This window comes from Bradyrhizobium sp. Ghvi (assembly GCF_900115265.1).
Lineage (GTDB): Bacteria > Pseudomonadota > Alphaproteobacteria > Rhizobiales > Xanthobacteraceae > Bradyrhizobium.
On sequence record NZ_FOVU01000007.1, the window covers coordinates 263807 to 279853 of the forward strand.

A 16047-nucleotide genomic window follows, 5' to 3' on the forward strand; every position below is an offset into this window, starting at 1 on the left:
GTGCGGAGCCGTCATAAGGTGATCAAGGCCCGGCCCGGCCGCGCCAAGGTGCTGCGCCCGTCCGCGACCACGGCCTTTCCAGCGACGAAGACCGAACGGATGCCTGCGGGCATCTCCGTCGGCGTCTCGAACGTCGCCTTGTCCATGATGGTGTCGTCGAACAGCGTGAGATCGGCGATCATGCCCGGCCGCAGGATGCCGCGATCGGACAGGCTGAAGCGCTGGGCGGGCATCGCCGTCATCCGCCGCACGGCATCTTCCAGCGTTAGCCAGCCCTGTTCGCGCGTCAGCCGGCCGGCGACGCGCGGGAAACTGCCATAGGCGCGCGGATGCGGCTTGGTGCCCGGACGCGGAATGCCGTCGGAGCCGACCATGTGCAGGCGATGGGTGAAGGCGGCGCGCAAGTCCGCCTCGTCGAGCTGGAACATGATGATGCCGGTCTGGCCCTGGTCCTCCTCGATGCAGCGAACCATCAGATCGAACGGCGAGATCCCGAGCTCGCGCGCGGCATCGACCATCGACTTGCCCTCGAGCGGCTTCAGTGCGGGATTGCCGGTGCCTGAGATCCGTACATTATGCCAGCCGATCAGCACGATCTTGGACTGCGCGGCATGCGGATCCGGATCGCCCTGCTCCACCAGCACGCGCAGCGCCTCGCGCTTGGCCGGATCGCGCAGCCGTTCGCGCAACGCATCGATGCCGCCTTCGAGTGCCGCCGGCGGCAGCAATTGCAGCATGTAGGAGCTGCCGGCGGGATAGGGATACATGTCGAAGGAGATGTCGATCCCCTCCGCGCGCGCCGCCTCGAGCCGGTCGAGCGCCGCAGGGATGGCGCCCCAGTTCGGCTTTCCCGCCGATTGCAGATGCGACAGCAGCCCCGCGGCGCCTGAGGCGCGCAGGATCGCGATGAACTCGTCGATGGATTGCAAGAGGCCCGCTTCATAGCTGCGGATATGCGCGGTGAGCAGCTTGCCGTGCGCCCGCACGGTCGCAGCCAGGGCGTTCAGTTCATTGGTGTCGGCAAACGCGCTCGGCGGATAGACAAGGCCGAGCGACAGACCGGCCGCGCCTTGCGCGAGCTGCTGCGCGAGCAGCGCCTGCATCGCCGCGATCTCCTCGCCGGTCGCCGCGCGGCGCTCATAGCCGAGCACGGCAAGCCTGATCGCGGCATGGCCGACCAGCGAGACGAGGTTGAGCGCCACGCCGGGCCCTTCCAGGGCGTGCCGGTAGCCGTCGAAGCTGTCGAAGACCTCGTCGGATCGAGTCTCGCCAGCGAGACCGGAGAAATGCAGGCGCAGCATCTCGGCGGAGTTTTCCGTTGCCGGATAGAGCGAGAAGCAGCAATTGCCGACCACGAGCGTGGTCACGCCCTGCAACACCTTCTCGGGTCTGTCGGGCTCGCGCAGGCAGATCAGATCGTCATGGCAATGGGCGTCGATGAAGCCGGGCGCGAGATAGCATCCGCGCGCCTCGATGATGTCGGCCTCTTCCACCGGCAGCGAGGTGCCGATCGCCGCGATGCGGCTGCCGCTGATGCGCAGGTCAGCCTCGAACCACGGCGCGCCCGTGCCGTCGATCACGCGGGCATTGCGGATCAGCGTGTCCTTGCCATTGGACTTTTGGGACATGCCCTCTCCTCAAGTCGCAGGCACGGCGCCGGGCGGTGATACCTCTTCGTAATCGGGGATCGACTCGATCCGGCCAAGCACCACGACATAGAAGAAGATGCCGATCAGCAACACGACACCTGATATCATGAAGGCGCCGGCAAAAGATTGAGTCCAGTCGACCACGATGCCGGTCACGATTGGCGCGAGCACGCCCATCATGTTGTTGGTGAAATTCAGGATACCGCCAACGGTTCCCGCGCCGCCCTTCGGCGCGATCAGCGACACGATCGAGGAGCCGACGGGCGCGGCGGCCGACAGCCCCGAGATCGCGATCGACAGCCACAGCAGCGCCCAGCCCGGCTTCACGGTGAAGGCCGCGCCGATCACGGCGAGCCCCATCAGCATGCCGACAATGATCACCGACTGGCGCACCCGCGTCGAGTCGTAGCCGCGCGCGATCAGATGATCCACCAGGAAGCCGCCGATCAGGAGGTCCGACAAGGTCGCGAAGATCCAGGGAATCGTCGAATAGCCCGCGGCCGACATCAGGTTCATATGCATGGTCTGGGCGAGATAGCCGGGCAGCCAGGTCAGGAAGAGATAGAAGGTGTAGCCATAGGCGGAGAAGCCGATGGTCAGCCCCCAGACTTTGCGATTGCGCAGGAGGTAGCCGAGCATGCGGCTCTGTCCCGCCGTGGCCGGGCCTTCCGGCGTGCCGCCGCCGGCGATGATGTAGTCATGCTCGGCCTTCGAGAGCTTCGGATCCTCGCTCGGATTTCGGTAGATGACATAATAGGCGACGAAATACAGAAAGCTCAGCAGCGCGGTGACGCCAAAACCCCAGCGCCAGCCGTAGAGAAAGATCACGTAGGCGACCAGCGGCACGCCGATCACGTTGGAAAATTTTGCGGCGGAATCGAAGATCGCGGTCGAGCGCGCGCGCTCGTCGAGCGGAAACCAGTGGCCGGTCGCCTTCTGGCTGGCCGGGAAGGCCGGCGCTTCGGCGACGCCGAGCAGGAGGCGCGCGGCAGCGATGCCCCACAGACCGCTGGCGAGCGCGGTGATGCTGGCGGCGACCGCCCAGAGGAAGCTCGAGGCGCGACCGACCGTGGTGACGCCGAAACGATCGAGCACCATGCCGCCTGGAACCTGCAGCAGTGAATAGGTCCAGAAGAACGCGCTGCCGAGCAGCCCGATGTCGGTGGCGGTGAGGCCAAGCTCCTTGGTGAGTTCGGGCGTGGCGGCGGAGAGCCCGACGCGATCGATGTAATTGATGAGAATTCCGACGCCGAGGAGACATCCGATCATCCAGCGTCGCCCGGGTACCTGTTGGCCTGCATTCGCCATCTTGAATCCTCGCTTGGAACGCAGGATCGCGTCTCGCGCCCCGGCATGGGGAACGGAGAACTTCGCCCGCAATTGCACTGTCTCTTATAGTGGACAATATTATCTTATAGCGTCACGTTAGATATCAGGACGACATGCTGTCAAGTCTGGACGTGCGACGACGCCGCACGAAACGATGCGGCCGCATCGAATCGCAGCTTGCCGGCTGAGCTCAGCGGCGATCCGAGAGTTCGGCTGCGGTGGCGACCAGGTCCTCGAGCAGCGCGGTCCTGCGTTCCTTCAGCGAATCCGCGGGAACGACGAAGCAAAGCGTCGCGACCGCGACGCCCTTCTTGTCGCGAATGGGTGCAGCAAGACACGACGTGAACCGATCCGACAGCGCCGTGGTCACGCATTTGCCGTCACGTTTCGCGCGCGCGACGTCCTTGATGAAATCATCGACATCGAGCACGCGGCCGTCCGGAAGACGAAAATCCTCCTTCGGAACGAACGCACGAATCTCCGCCGGGCTCATATGGTCGAGCAGCAACCGGCCGGATGCCGTCCACGGCAGCGGCACCTCGACGCCGACATCGGTCGTGATCCGAAACAGGCCTTCCCCGTCGCGCGTATCGACCACCACGTATTTGCGTCCGCGCAGAGCGCAGAGCTGCGCGGCGGCGCTATGCCGGGTCGCCAGCCGGTCGAGCGCTTCGCGGCATCGGCGATGCAGGGGATTGGCCTCCGCATAGGCCTGCCCGTAGAGATGCACCGCCTTGCCGAAATAGATCTGACCGCCCTCGCCGACGCTCTCCAGCAGATCCGCCTCGATCAGGCGATTGGCGATGGCGTAGACCGTCGATCGCGGCGCGCCCATCTGCTTGGCGATATCGCCGAGCTTGGAAGGCGCGCGCAAATGCAGCAGCGCTTCCAGGAGATCGATGGTCCGATCAATCCCGTTCTGGCGTTCCGCGGGCGAGGCGCCCTTCCTGGATGCGGCCAAACTACAAAAATCCTTCGTCAGCTTCGCGGTGAGCGGTTTTGGCACAAACCGCTCCGACGGTATAGCGTGTCCGGCTTTCCATGTTCAGGAGCCCTGCATATAGCGGACGGGATTCTCGGGATCCGCTTTGAAAATGCCGGCGACCTCCGCGAACAGGGTCGATACTGCATCCTGCTTGAGGTCGTCGAACCGATTGAAGCTGAAGTTGTTGCCCCCCATGCGTAATTCGCCGAGTTTTCCAGCATAGCAGGATACGACCGGCGCGCCTTGCCGGGTCACCGTCACGTAAACGCTGATGTAGTTTTTCTGAAGCGCAACACCGATCACCGGCCAGTACGTAGTTTTTCCCGATTTGACGGCGTAGCGAAACTTGCCATAGCCGATCATCTTCATGCGCATTCCCGCTTCTCCCGCGGGCGTTCCCTGATGGAAATAGCGCTTGAGGGCCGGCGCGGCCGCGACGACCAGTCTGTGCAACTCGGTCAGATCGCGCTTTCGCTCGGGGTCGAAATCGAGATAGGCCTGCAATGTGTCGGCTGCTGCGCGGAACATGTGAGCCTCGACCGGTTGGTGCGCTAGCCCCGCGCCTTGCTCCAGTCCGGAGCGACTGCGCCCGAGACGCCCTCGAATGCGCCCTCGACGAGCTCGAACACCAGGATACGCGCGGCATCGACCGGGCCCGGCATGGTGATGCGGCCCTTGGGCACGGGCTTGAAGCCGACGCGGCTGTAATAGGGCTCGTCACCGACCAGCAGCACGAGGCGGTGGCCTTTGTCCCTGGCGTCCTTCAGGGCACGCTCCATCAGCATGCGGCCGATGCCGCGGCTGCGAAACGGCGGTTCGACGGTGAGCGGCCCGAGCAGCAGCGCCGGCGTCTCACCGATCGTGACAGGCAGTTGCCTGACCGAACCGACCAGCAGCGTGCCGATGCGGGCGGTGAAGGAGACATCGAGCACGTGATCGACGTGCTCGCGGATGCGATAGGCGCTGAGGACGAAACGGCCGGGGCCGAAGGTGCGCTCGTGCAGGCGCTCGATCGCCTGGGCGTCGCCCGGGGCTTCGGGACGGATGGTAATTGAGAGATCGTTCATATTATTTCGCGGAGTAGCATCTACGCATCGGGAGGTCCATGGGCCTTAGGTCCGCCTTCAGTTCCTTTGCGGCGTCGGCTGGGACAGATAGGCCAGCATCTTCATCTCCCGCCGCCCTCGCGTGACGGTGTCGAGCACGAGCCCCGATGAGACCGACAGCAACGCCATGATCGTCAAGCCCATCGCCAGCACGGCAGTCGGCAGCCGCGGCACGAGGCCGGTTTCGAAGAATGTGACGACGATCGGGATCGCGAGGATGATCGCGGCCAGCGCCAGCAGGATCCCGATCACGGTGAAGAAACGCAGCGGCCGCTCGGAGCGGTACAGCTTCAGCATGGTCCCGAGAATACGAAAGCCGTCGCGCCAGGTGTTGAGCTTCGAGAACGAACCTTCGGGTCGCGCGTAATAGGGCGTCTCGACCTCGGCGACCGGCAGCGACAGCTCCAGCGCGTAGACCGCGAGCTCGGTCTCGATCTCGAAGCCATCGGACAGCACGGGGAACGATTTGACGAAGCGCCGCGAGAACACGCGGTAGCCGGACAGGATGTCCTTGAAGGCCTGGCCGAAGGTCGAGGACAGGAAGCCGGTCAGCATGCGATTGCCCATGCGATGGCCGAGACGGTAGGCGGCCTGCGACTGATCGATGCGGAGCCCGACCACCATGTCGAGATGTTCGTCGAGCAGCTTGTCGATCATGCGTGGAGCGCTCGGTGCATCGTAGGTGGCGTCGCCGTCGACCAGCACGTAGATGTCGGCCTCGATGTCGGCGAACATGCGACGCACGACGTGACCCTTGCCCTGCCGCCGCTCGCTGCGCACGATCGCACCGGCCTCGCGCGCGACGGCAGCGGTGCGGTCGCGCGAATTGTTGTCGTAGACATAGATCTCGGCCGCCGGCAGCGCCTTGCGGAAGTCGGCGACGACGGTTGCGACCGCCGCCTCCTCGTTGTAGCAGGGCACGAGTACGGCGATGCGAGGTTGCGCAGATGTCATCGCGGTATCACTCCCAGACTGGCCGGCTGGCCCCGGACCGATGCCGCCGCTCGCGCCTCGACCGGTCGCAGCAGCTGCGCGAACGACAGCGTCCACAGCGACAGCATCGTGATCGGCACGACATAATAAGGCGTGAAGATCGGGTGGCTCATGAAGAAGCCGAGATTGAAGGCGAGGTTGCCGACCACGACGAGCGCGGCCTGCCGCACATGCCCCTCGCCGGCCGCCAGCAGCCAGACCGTCGCACCGACCGCCAGCACCATCAGCACGAGCTGCATGTCGCGCAGATATTGGCCGAAGACCGCGAGATCGAAAACCGGCGCGACCACGTCGGCACTGCCATAGGTCGTCGCCATCGCGCTGCCGGCGTTGATGGCCTGGGCGGCCAGCGTTGGCGCCATGCCGACGAGCACGCCGGCACCGAAGGCGAGGCCCCGCACGAAGGTCGCGAGCGAGCGGGTCCACAGGAAGGGAATGCCGAGGATCAGGAAATAGCCGGCAGCCAGCAACGCATTCGGCAATCTGAAATTGACGGACAAACCGAGCAGGAGACCGATCAGCGCAATCAGCCAGACGCTGCGCTTGTCCCTGGTCAGCCACAACGAAGTGAGCAAGCCGGCAACCGCGCATAGCGCCATGGTCGGCGGCACCGAATAGCTCGCCTTGGCCGGGTTGATCATGAGATAGACGGCGAGCGCGCCGAACAGGCTCGCACCCGTGACCGACGAAAGCGTCCGCGCCATGGCAATGCCCGACAGCGCAAGGGCGCACACGATCAGGCTCGCGGCAACATAGAGCGGCACCACCTGGTGGCCTTCCGGAAACAGGGCGAGCAGAAAGCCGGTCCCCGGCGGATATTGCAGCACGACTTTGCCATCAGGCATCGGATTGTGGCAGGGCCAGCGGATCGGATCCTTCCATTCGGCGAAACCGATCTCCTTCATCTTGCCTTCGAAATAACGGTCGTCGTCCCTGACCGCGTTGGTGTCGAGCCCGCTGACGCCGAAGCGCTGGAACAGGTGCGCCTGCCTCAGGTAGCAGATGTCGTCATAGACCCCGCGGGCCTCGCTCCAACGCGACATCGCGACGATGTCGCTGGCGAGGATCGCGAGGCAGATCAGGCCGAAGGCGAATTTTGCGGCTTTCATCGGGCTCCCGTAGCGCCCGTTCGGGCCGGCAGCACCATAGCCGCCCTCAGCGCCACGTCGCAATCGGGGGCTTGCCATCGAGCACCTCCGCGATCCTCAAGCGGGTGCCGGGCGTCGCCCCCGCCGGCAGCGCGGCGGTATCGAAGAACCCGCATTCGATGATCTCGCGGTTGGGCTTCGGCAGCCGGTCCTGGCGGAAATGCCTGACCACATAGACCGCGACATGGTCGCGGCGGGAGACGTGGCTGTTGAGAAAGATCCCATGCAGCAAGGCCACCCCCGTCAGCTCGATATCCCCCTCCTCCTTGAGCTCGCGACGCATCGCCTGCTCCATGGTCTCGCCATGGTCGACGCCGCCGCCCGGCAAATACCAGCCCGAGACGTAGCTGTGCTTGACCAGGAACACCTTGTTGTCGGCATCGAGCACGACGGCGCGGACGCCGAGCGTCATGCCGCGGACCAGAAGGAAATAGGCGTGGAAGAATCGCCGCAGCAGCGGCTCGAATCTCCGTCGGAACTCGTCCAGGCGTTTCGCCATTAGCCTCTCGTGATGCGCCCTCTCAGGCTTGTCTTGCGTGTTGCCGGCGACCTTGCCATTACAGCGGGGGAATAGCGAGGCAATCGCGCGCGATGACATCTTTCCTGGCACCTTTCACACTCGCCCATCTGTCCGACCCGCACCTGCCGCCCTTGCCGAAGCCGCGGCTGATCGAGCTCGCCGGCAAGCGCGTGCTCGGCTACGTCAACTGGACGCGCAACCGCCACAAATACCAGCGTCGCGAGGTGCTCGACGCGCTGGTCGCCGACATGCAGGCGCAGGCGCCCGACCACATCGCGGTCACGGGCGATCTCGTCAACCTGGCGATGGAGGCGGAGTTCGCGCCGGCACGCGCCTGGCTTGACGAGGTCGGGCCGCCCGACCGCGTCACCACGATTCCCGGCAATCACGACGCCTATGTCCGTGCTACCTTTCATCGCTTCGGCGAGACGTTTGCGCCCTATCTTGCGGGCGACGACGGCAGCGTCGGCTTTCCGAGCGTGCGGCGCCGCGGGCCGGCCGCGCTGATCAGCCTTTCCAGTGCGGTGCCGACGGCACCCCTGATGGCGACGGGCGTGCTCGGACGCCATCAGCTCGCCGCGCTCGAACAGATGCTCGACCGGCTCGCGGCCGAGGACGTCTTCCGCGTGCTGCTGATTCATCATCCTCTAAAGTCCGACGCGCGCCAAAAGCGGCTGATTGATTCGGCAAGCCTGCTGGCGCTGCTCAAGCGCCACGGCGTCGAGCTGATCCTGCACGGGCACGACCACATCCATTCGACGATGTGGTTCGAAGGCCCTGATGGCAACATTCCCGCGATCGGCGTGCCATCGGCTTCGGCGCTCGCGCACGGCCGCTATCCGGCGGCGGCTTACAATCTGTTCAGGATCGAGAAGGATGATGCCGGCTGGCGCTGCGAGCAGATCGTGCGAAGCATCGATCATGGTTTGCAGGTCCGGGAGATCAAGCGCGCACGGGTGGTGTGACCCGATGCCGTCGTTCCGGGGCACGCGAAGCGCGAGCTTTGGTGCGCAATTGCGCACCAGAGAATCCATCGGCCCCGCAGCGCATCCCGATGAATGGCTTCCGGGTTCATGCTTCGCATGCCCCGGAATGACGGAGAGAGATACCCCGAGACGACAGAGAGCAATCACCAGCTCCGCAACGCCGCAAGCACGGCGACGCCGAACAGCGCGGCCGCACCGAGGATGAAGCCGAACACGAACGGCCACAGGCGCGAGCGGCGCGGCGGCTCTGCGACCTCCACCTTCGGCTCCGATGGCACCACCATCGCGTGCTCGCGCTCGATCATGCGGCGGGCGACATAGTCGGTCACGGCGTCCACGATGACACCCGTGTCATGCGATTCGGCGAGCACGATGCGGCCGAAGCGGGTGTCCTGGACGAAGCGGTACTGCCGCTTGTCGCGTCCCATCATGATGTGAGCGACGACGTCGATCCAGAGCCTCGGCGTGTCGCCCTGGCTGATGCCGCGATCGAACAGGTCGATCCTGTCCGGCACCTGCGCAAACAATGGATCGAGCGCGTCGTTGAGGATCTCGAGCCGCGCCACCTCGGCGTCCCGCAAATCGACGACGACGCCGGTCTGATCGGCGGCCTCGATCCGCGCGCGCAACAGCGCGTCCCGCAACCGCACCGGGCGCGGCTGGCTCGGATGGATACCGCTGGTCTCGGGCTCTGACATTGTCGGCCTCGTCCTCACTTGCCGCCATTAACCTATCAGCAACCATCGCGCCCGCAAAGGCCTCTAGTTCCAGATACTTACCGTGCCCACAGGCCATTCACGTGTGCCAAAAACAGACGATCCCACCCGGCTCGCGCCGGATGGGACCCTCCGTCCTTGGACGTCTTCTTAACTCATTCAGGCAGCCGTCAGGCCGAGACCCGTGACGGCTCTTCCACGATCGAGAAGCGGACGCCGGCCTTGTGGCGGCTCTCTTCCGACACCTCGCGCCAGCAGTCCTCGGCTTCCTTGCGGGTCTTGAATGGACCTTTGACCTGAGCCGAGCCTTCGACGAGCTTGTGGAAGTTCATCGAGCCGAACTCGCCGCCGATCACCCAGAAATTGCTGCCTTTGGTCATTGTCGATCTCCTGTTGCCTGGCGTTAGCCGAACTGGTTCATCGTGTTGTGGACGCCGCCCGCCTTGAGAGCAGCCTCGCCTGCGAAATACTCCTTGTGGTCGTCGCCGATATCGGAGCCGGCCATGTTCTGGTGCTTGGCGCAGGCGATGCCTTGACGGATCTCCTGGCGCTGCACGTTCTTCACGTAACCGAGCATGCCCTGCTCGCCGAAATATTCCTTGGCGAGATTGTCGGTCGACAGCGCGGCCGTGTGGTAGGTCGGCAGCGTGATCAGGTGGTGGAAGATGCCGGCGCGCTTGGCCGAATCCGCCTGGAAGGTCCGGATGCGCTCGTCGGCTTCCTTCGCCAGCGGCGTATCGTCGTATTCCGGCTTCATCAGCTCGGCGCGGTTGTACTTGCTGACATCCTTGCCGGCCTCCTTCATCGCGTCGTAGACCTGCTGACGGAAGTTGATGGTCCAGTTGAACGACGGCGAGTTGTTGTAGGCGAGCTTGGCGTTCGGGACGACCTCACGGATGCGGTCGACCATCTTGGCGATCTGCTCGATATGCGGCTTCTCGGTCTCGATCCAGAGCAGGTCCGCGCCGTTCTGCAGCGAGGTGATGCTGTCCAGCACGCAGCGGTCCTCGCCCGTGCCGGGACGGAACTGGTAGAGGTTCGAGGGCAGCCGCTTCGGACGCATCATCTTGCCGTTGCGATTGATGATGACATCGCCGTTCCTGGCGTTCTCCGCGGTGATTTCCTCGCAATCGAGGAAGCTGTTGTACTGGTCGCCGATGTCACCCGGCTTGTGGCTGACAGCGATCTGCTGCGTCAGGCCTGCGCCGAGGGAGTCGGTGCGGGTGACGATGATTCCATCTTCGACGCCGAGCTCGAGGAAGGCGTGGCGGCAGGCGCGGATCTTGGCGATGAACACTTCGTGCGGCACGGTGACCTTGCCGTCCTGGTGACCGCACTGCTTCTCGTCCGAGACCTGGTTCTCGATCTGGAGCGCGCAGGCGCCCGCTTCGATCATCTTCTTGGCGAGCAGATAGGTCGCCTCGGCGTTGCCGAAGCCGGCATCGATGTCGGCGATCACAGGCACGACGTGGGTCTGGAAGTTGTCGATTTTCGCGATCAGCTCCTTCTCGCGAGCCTTGTCGCCTTCCTTGCGGGCCTTGTCGAGCAGACGGAAGATGTCGTTGAGCTCGCGGGAGTCCGCCTGACGCAGGAAGGTGTAGAGCTCTTCGATCAGCGCCGGCACCGCGGTCTTCTCGTGCATCGACTGGTCGGGCAGCGGACCGAACTCGGAGCGCAACGCCGCGATCATCCAGCCGGACAGGTACAGATAGGTGCGATCGGTCTTGCCGCCGAAATGCTTCTTGACCGAGATCAGCTTCTGCTGGGCGATGAAGCCGTGCCAGCAGCCCAGCGACTGGGTGTACTTGGTGGGATCCTTGTCATAGGCGGCCATGTCGGCGCGCATCAGCGCCGCGGTGTAGCGGGCGATGTCCAGGCCCGTCTTGAAACGGTTCTGCAGGCGCATGCGCGCGACCGCTTCGGCCGTCACCCCGTTCCAGGTCGGCTGGGTCTCGAGGAGTGCTTGGGCCGCCTTGACCTCGTCCTGATACGAAGACGGGCCCTGGAGGGAGCTGATGCCGCGTGGCTGGTAGTTCATGAGCCTGATCCTTTCGCTGACGATGGCGATGGGTTGCCATCGACATTCTTGACACTGCATTGCGAAATGCGTGACCAGAGCTAAACGCGAAAAGAGAAACTTCGTATAGATGCCTTGTTTTTTATTGGTGATGTCATGTAACATAAAAACATGTAACAGATGTTATTTTGTAAAAAATGTAAAGTATAGGTCAGATATCCTGTCCTTATACCCACGGAGATCCGAAGCATGCCCGCAGAGTCCGGGAAAAAGCTGTTCGTCGGGCCGCGCTTCCGCAGAATCCGGCAGCAATTGGGGCTGTCTCAGACCCAGATCGCCGAGGGGCTCGGGATCTCGCCGAGCTACGTCAATCTGATCGAGCGGAACCAGCGCCCGGTGACGGCGCAGATCCTGCTGCGGCTGGCTGAAACCTACGACCTCGATCTGCGCGATCTCGCGACCGCCGACGAGGACCGCTTCTTTGCCGAGCTGAACGAGATCTTCTCCGACCCCCTGTTCCGCCAGATCGACGTACCCAAGCAGGAGCTCCGCGACCTTGCCGAGCTCTGTCCCGGCGTCACCCACGCGCTGCAGCGGCTCTATGCGGCCTATACCGAAGCGCGCCAGGGCGAGACGCTGGCGGCCGCGCAGATGGCAGACCGGGACGTCGGCACGCGCTACGAGGCTAACCCGGTCGAGCGCGTGCGCGAGCTGATCGAGGCCAACCGCAATTATTTTCCGGAGCTCGAGCAGGCCGCAGAAGCCTTGCGCGACGAGCTGAACGTGCCCGCCGAAGGGCTCTATGCGGCCCTCGCTGCCCGGTTGCGCGAGAAGCATTCGGTCCAGACCCGCATCATGCCTGTCGACGTGATGCGCGAGACGCTCCGCCGCTTCGACCGCCACCGCCGCCAGCTCCTGATCTCCGAGCTGGTCGACCCGCCCGGCCGCGCCTTCCAACTCGCCTTCCAGTTGGGCTTGGGGGAATGCACGCAAGCGCTGGAGACCATCATCGGCCGCGCCGGTCCGCTCGACGATGCACCGCGGCGGCTGTTTCGCATCACGCTCGGCAACTATTTTGCGGCCGCCGTGATGATGCCCTATCCGGCGTTCCTCGCCGCAGCCGAAGCGCTCAACTACGACATCCACGTGCTGGCGCAGCGCTTCAATTCCGGCTTCGAGCAGGTCTGCCATCGCCTCACTACCTTGCAGCGGCCGAACGCGCGCGGCATTCCGTTCTTTCTCCTGCGCGTCGACAATGCCGGCAACGTCTCGAAACGGTTTTCGTCCGGCACGTTTCCGTTCTCGAAGTTCGGCGGCACGTGTCCGCTCTGGAACGTGCACTCGACCTTCGACACGCCGGATCGCCTGCTCAAGCAGGTGATCGAGCTGTCCGACGGCACGCGCTATTTCTCGATCGCGCAGATGGTGCGCCGTCCCGTTGCGCCGCACCCGCTGCCGCAGCCGCGCTTTGCCATCGGCCTCGGCTGCGAGATCCGTCATGCGGCGCGCCTGACCTACGCCGCCGGCATGGACCTCGAGAAAACGGAAGGCACGCCGATCGGCGTCAACTGCCGGCTCTGCGAGCGCGAAAACTGCGCCCAGCGCGCCGAGCCGCCGATCACGCGCACGCTGATCTTGGACGAGACGACGCGGCGGGTGTCGAGTTTCGCGTTCTCGAATGCAAGGGAGTTGTAGGGGGCGGCGTTTGACGAAAAGCGCACGCTCCACACACAACTGTCATGCCCCGCGAAGGCGGGGCATCCAGTACGCCGCGGCCCATCGGCTCTATCATTACTGTCACGGCGTACTGGATCGCCCGGTCAAGCCGGGCGATGACAGTTGAGTGTGAGGCGGGACGACCGTCCAGCTACGCCAGCGTATGCACGATCACGGGCCCCGCTGCCGCGCTCGCATGCCCTGCCAGCAGCGGACCCAGATCCTTCTCGATCCAGGCAATGGCGCGCTTGTTCGCCTCCTCGGCCTGCTCGAACTTGTCGAAGATCGAGATCGCGGTCACCGTGTCGTCGCCGGCATAGACCACGTAATAGGCCCTGAAGCCGTCAACGTCGCTGATGATCGGAACGGCGCCGTCCTTGATGCGGCGCGCCAGCTCTTCGGCGCTTCCGCTCTTCGCCTTGGCCTGACGGATGGCGGCATACATGGCATCCTCCCTTCCGGCTGTCTGGATCGGGCTTGCTGCCCTCTGATGAATCTACACCTCCAGGCCCAACCCGTCATCCCCGCGCAATGGCGAAGCCATTGTCGCTGGAGGTGCGAGTGGCGCGATGCGCAAAGCATCGCGCCGGGAGCCTCGAAGGATGAACGGCCACAGATACAGCCGGGCCGTTCATCCTTCGAGGGCCGCTAAGAAGCGGCCGCCTCAGGATGACGGAAAATAGGCTAGCGCTCGCGGCAGCCTTGGTTAACCCGGGCCTAACCGGCTGCCGCGTTCTGCAACCAGCGATTAAGCACGCCTCAATATCGCGGCCTTAGTCTTGCCGCACTCACTTTTCGCAAACAACGGCAGCCTATCCTGCCGCGAGAAGTGACATCAGGGGGTTTTACATGCGCATTGCGTTGCTGCTGACCGCGACCATTGTCGGCGCGCTGTTCGCCACTCCGTCCAAGGCCGGCTCGCTCGACATCGCGTCCGCCGATGCGAAGCTGCCGCCCGGCTTCCAGAGCTATCGCGGCTATATGTTCGACTTGTCAGAGGCGTCCGATCGCAAGGATCTCGATAAGCTCACCGAGAATCTGAAGCAGCAGATCGACGTCGTCGAAGCCGCCGGTCTCTCGCCGCGCGTGATGCGCTTCTTCCGCACCGTTCCGATCATCGCGAGCGAGCTGGCCTGCCTCGACGAGGGCGCTGCGACCGCATGCTACGGCCGGGTCACGCCTGACATCCCGCGCACCACGCCGCGCACGCTGACGGTGTGGGACCACGACAGGCAGCGCTGGACCAATCCGAACGCGGTCGACCTCGCGGTCGATTCCGGGCTCGGCGTGATCATGGTGCGGCCGGACATGATGCGTTACGAGAAAGAGGCCGTGCTGCTCCACGAGATGCTGCACGCCTACCACGCGCGGCTGTTGCCGGACGGCTACGCCAACAAGGGCGTGATCAGCTATTACGCCTATGCCAAGTCCAAGGACCTGCTGCCCAAGGAGGCCTATGCGCTGAAGAATCCCATGGAATTCTTTGCCGTGACCGCCAGCATCTTCCTGGCCGGCAAGAGCGATTACCAGGATCCCAAGACCCGCGAGGCGCTCAAGGAGAAGATGCCGGACTATTACAAATACCTGGTCGGCGTGTTCGGCTTCGATCCCGATCCGGCAGCCTCGAGCGGCCCGGTTGCCTCGCTGAAATAAGGCCGGAAACAAGTCTCCCAAAAAAGCCGCGCAAAATGCGCGGCTTTTCTGTTTTGTGGAGCGGAAGCTGCGGATGACGGCCTTGCAGGAATTGCCAAGGCGGGGGCTGATCTGCATAGTCCCGCCGCATCGAGTGGGACTGTTTCGAAGAGGATGGAAGACATGGCGGACGCCGACCTGGATGTCGTGATCCGGCAACTGGCCAGACAGCTGCATACGGGCCTGATGTCCCGCGCCAAGGAGCGGCGGGATCGTTTCAACGGCCTTGCGGCCAAGGCCAAGGGCAAGGAGACCGGCACCCGCTTCAAGATGATGGCCAAGGCCACCATGGAGCAGGCCACCGCAGCCGCAAGGCGCCTGCAGATGTCCGCCGACAATGTCGCCGACAGCTACGCCCGCGCCATGCGGCTCGCCGCCAGCACGCCCGTCGAGGTGAAGGCGGAGAAGCCGGCAAAGGAAAAGCCTGCCAAGGACAAGCCGGCGAAGAAGGCTGCGAAGAAGGCGAAAGCCAAGAAGGCGGCCTAACTCACCGCTGCGGTGTGGAGACCTCAGTCGGCTCGGCGCGCGTGAGCTCGGCGAGTTTTGCGCGCGCGGTGTCGTGGACGCGGCCGTCCTTGCCGGGAGGGAGTGCGAGAGCGGCCTCGAAATCAGCGCGGGCGTCGTCGACCTGACCGCGAGCGAGAAACGCAAGGCCGCGGTCGAGGCGGGCCTGCGCATCCGTGGGGTCGAGGCGGACCGCCGTGCTGTAGCTCAAGATCGCGCGGTCGAGATCGCCCTTGGCGGCCAGCGCGAGGCCGCGCTCGCGATACGGCATGGCCGGCCTGGGATCGAGCGCGATCGCTTCGTCGTAATCGGCAATCGCAAGATCCAGCTCCCCGTTCTGACGGTAGGCCTGCGCCCGGTCGCGATAGAGCGAGGCGCGGTTGGGATTGAGGTGGATCGCCTCGTTGAAATCGGCGATCGCCCGGCCGTTGTCGCCGTGGCGCAATGCGATGCGCCCGCGCCCCTCATAGGCGAAGGCAATCAGGGAGCCGCGAAGCGGCGAGAAGCCGATCACGGCCGAGCAGATGTCGGGCTCGTCCTCATCGCCGCAATTCACGACCGTGTGCGTGGACAGGCCAATGGCCACGCCCAGGACGATCAACAATGGCACGGCGGCTCTGGTCATCGCGACGGCGACCGGCGACAGGCCGGCCACGCATCCCCTTTCGAAGGAATACTCTCGGTCA

At 64.4% G+C, this 16047-nt stretch carries 17 protein-coding genes; 4 read left to right on the top strand and 13 right to left on the bottom strand.

Annotated elements, in window-relative coordinates; translation table 11 throughout:
* Positions 1–11 precede the first annotated feature (11 nt).
* The 8 genes from BM374_RS26080 to BM374_RS26115 form a co-directional block, all read right to left on the bottom strand.
* On the bottom strand, positions 12–1628 hold the full coding sequence (locus tag BM374_RS26080; protein WP_092298701.1) for an N-acyl-D-amino-acid deacylase family protein: 1617 nt from the start codon (positions 1626–1628) through the stop codon (positions 12–14).
* A 9-nt stretch (positions 1629–1637) separates the two neighbouring features.
* Positions 1638–2918, bottom strand: a complete 1281-nt coding sequence (locus tag BM374_RS26085; protein ID WP_210188596.1) for an MFS transporter — start codon at positions 2916–2918, stop codon at positions 1638–1640.
* A 250-nt stretch (positions 2919–3168) separates the two neighbouring features.
* Positions 3169–3939 (bottom strand): IclR family transcriptional regulator, encoded by a 771-nt coding sequence (locus BM374_RS26090; protein WP_244552693.1) that lies wholly within the window; start codon positions 3937–3939, stop codon positions 3169–3171.
* A gap of 84 nt (positions 3940–4023) precedes the next feature.
* A complete protein-coding gene (locus BM374_RS26095) occupies positions 4024–4467 on the bottom strand; it encodes a hypothetical protein (protein ID WP_143270242.1) in 444 nt (147 codons plus the stop codon).
* A gap of 47 nt (positions 4468–4514) precedes the next feature.
* Positions 4515–5030 (bottom strand): GNAT family N-acetyltransferase, encoded by a 516-nt coding sequence (locus BM374_RS26100; protein WP_092298709.1) that lies wholly within the window; start codon positions 5028–5030, stop codon positions 4515–4517.
* A 57-nt stretch (positions 5031–5087) separates the two neighbouring features.
* Positions 5088–6023, bottom strand: a complete 936-nt coding sequence (locus BM374_RS26105; protein WP_092298712.1) for a glycosyltransferase family 2 protein — start codon at positions 6021–6023, stop codon at positions 5088–5090.
* Positions 6020–7249: a hypothetical protein gene (locus BM374_RS26110; protein WP_177248537.1), complete on the bottom strand. Its 1230-nt coding sequence runs from the start codon at positions 7247–7249 to the stop codon at positions 6020–6022. The genes BM374_RS26105 and BM374_RS26110 overlap by 4 nt, the downstream gene beginning before the upstream one ends.
* On the bottom strand, positions 7218–7709 hold the full coding sequence (locus BM374_RS26115; protein ID WP_092298715.1) for an NUDIX domain-containing protein: 492 nt from the start codon (positions 7707–7709) through the stop codon (positions 7218–7220). Before BM374_RS26115 ends, BM374_RS26110 begins: the two co-directional genes overlap by 32 nt.
* A 104-nt stretch (positions 7710–7813) precedes the next feature.
* Between BM374_RS26115 and BM374_RS26120 the strand changes: the two genes are divergently transcribed.
* Positions 7814–8695 (top strand): metallophosphoesterase family protein, encoded by an 882-nt coding sequence (locus BM374_RS26120; protein WP_092299021.1) that lies wholly within the window; start codon positions 7814–7816, stop codon positions 8693–8695.
* A gap of 164 nt (positions 8696–8859) precedes the next feature.
* Here BM374_RS26120 and BM374_RS26125 read toward each other — a convergent pair whose 3' ends face one another.
* The 3 genes from BM374_RS26125 to BM374_RS26135 all read right to left on the bottom strand — a co-directional run bounded on the left by BM374_RS26125 (position 8860) and on the right by BM374_RS26135 (position 11470).
* Positions 8860–9414: a hypothetical protein gene (locus tag BM374_RS26125; RefSeq protein WP_177248538.1), complete on the bottom strand. Its 555-nt coding sequence runs from the start codon at positions 9412–9414 to the stop codon at positions 8860–8862.
* A gap of 188 nt (positions 9415–9602) precedes the next feature.
* Entirely contained in the window at positions 9603–9812 is a 210-nt protein-coding gene (locus tag BM374_RS26130) for a DUF4170 domain-containing protein (RefSeq protein ID WP_008560963.1), read from the bottom strand.
* Positions 9813–9835: 23 nt separating this feature from the next.
* Positions 9836–11470, bottom strand: a complete 1635-nt coding sequence (locus BM374_RS26135; RefSeq protein ID WP_092298721.1) for an isocitrate lyase — start codon at positions 11468–11470, stop codon at positions 9836–9838.
* 228 nt (positions 11471–11698) lie between these two features.
* On the opposite strand from BM374_RS26135, the gene BM374_RS26140 reads away from it, so the two are divergent.
* The gene (locus BM374_RS26140; protein WP_092298725.1) at positions 11699–13144 is read left to right on the top strand and encodes a helix-turn-helix domain-containing protein; all 1446 of its coding nucleotides are present in this window, start codon (positions 11699–11701) and stop codon (positions 13142–13144) included.
* Positions 13145–13316: 172 nt separating this feature from the next.
* Here the strand turns inward: BM374_RS26140 and BM374_RS26145 are convergent, their stop codons facing one another.
* The gene (locus BM374_RS26145; RefSeq protein ID WP_027575542.1) at positions 13317–13610 is read right to left on the bottom strand and encodes an antibiotic biosynthesis monooxygenase; all 294 of its coding nucleotides are present in this window, start codon (positions 13608–13610) and stop codon (positions 13317–13319) included.
* Between the two features lie 404 nt (positions 13611–14014).
* Between BM374_RS26145 and BM374_RS26150 the strand changes: the two genes are divergently transcribed.
* Together BM374_RS26150 and BM374_RS26155 are read left to right on the top strand one after the other, a co-directional pair.
* Positions 14015–14818, top strand: coding sequence for a hypothetical protein (locus tag BM374_RS26150; RefSeq protein WP_092298729.1), 804 nt, complete (start codon positions 14015–14017; stop codon positions 14816–14818).
* A 162-nt stretch (positions 14819–14980) separates the two neighbouring features.
* Positions 14981–15343 carry a hypothetical protein gene (locus tag BM374_RS26155; RefSeq protein ID WP_092299024.1) on the top strand — a complete coding sequence of 121 codons (363 nt, stop codon included), beginning with the start codon at positions 14981–14983 and terminating at the stop codon, positions 15341–15343.
* A gap of 1 nt (position 15344) precedes the next feature.
* Here the strand turns inward: BM374_RS26155 and BM374_RS26160 are convergent, their stop codons facing one another.
* Positions 15345–15986, bottom strand: coding sequence for a tetratricopeptide repeat protein (locus tag BM374_RS26160; RefSeq protein WP_092299027.1), 642 nt, complete (start codon positions 15984–15986; stop codon positions 15345–15347).
* Positions 15987–16047 lie beyond the last annotated feature (61 nt).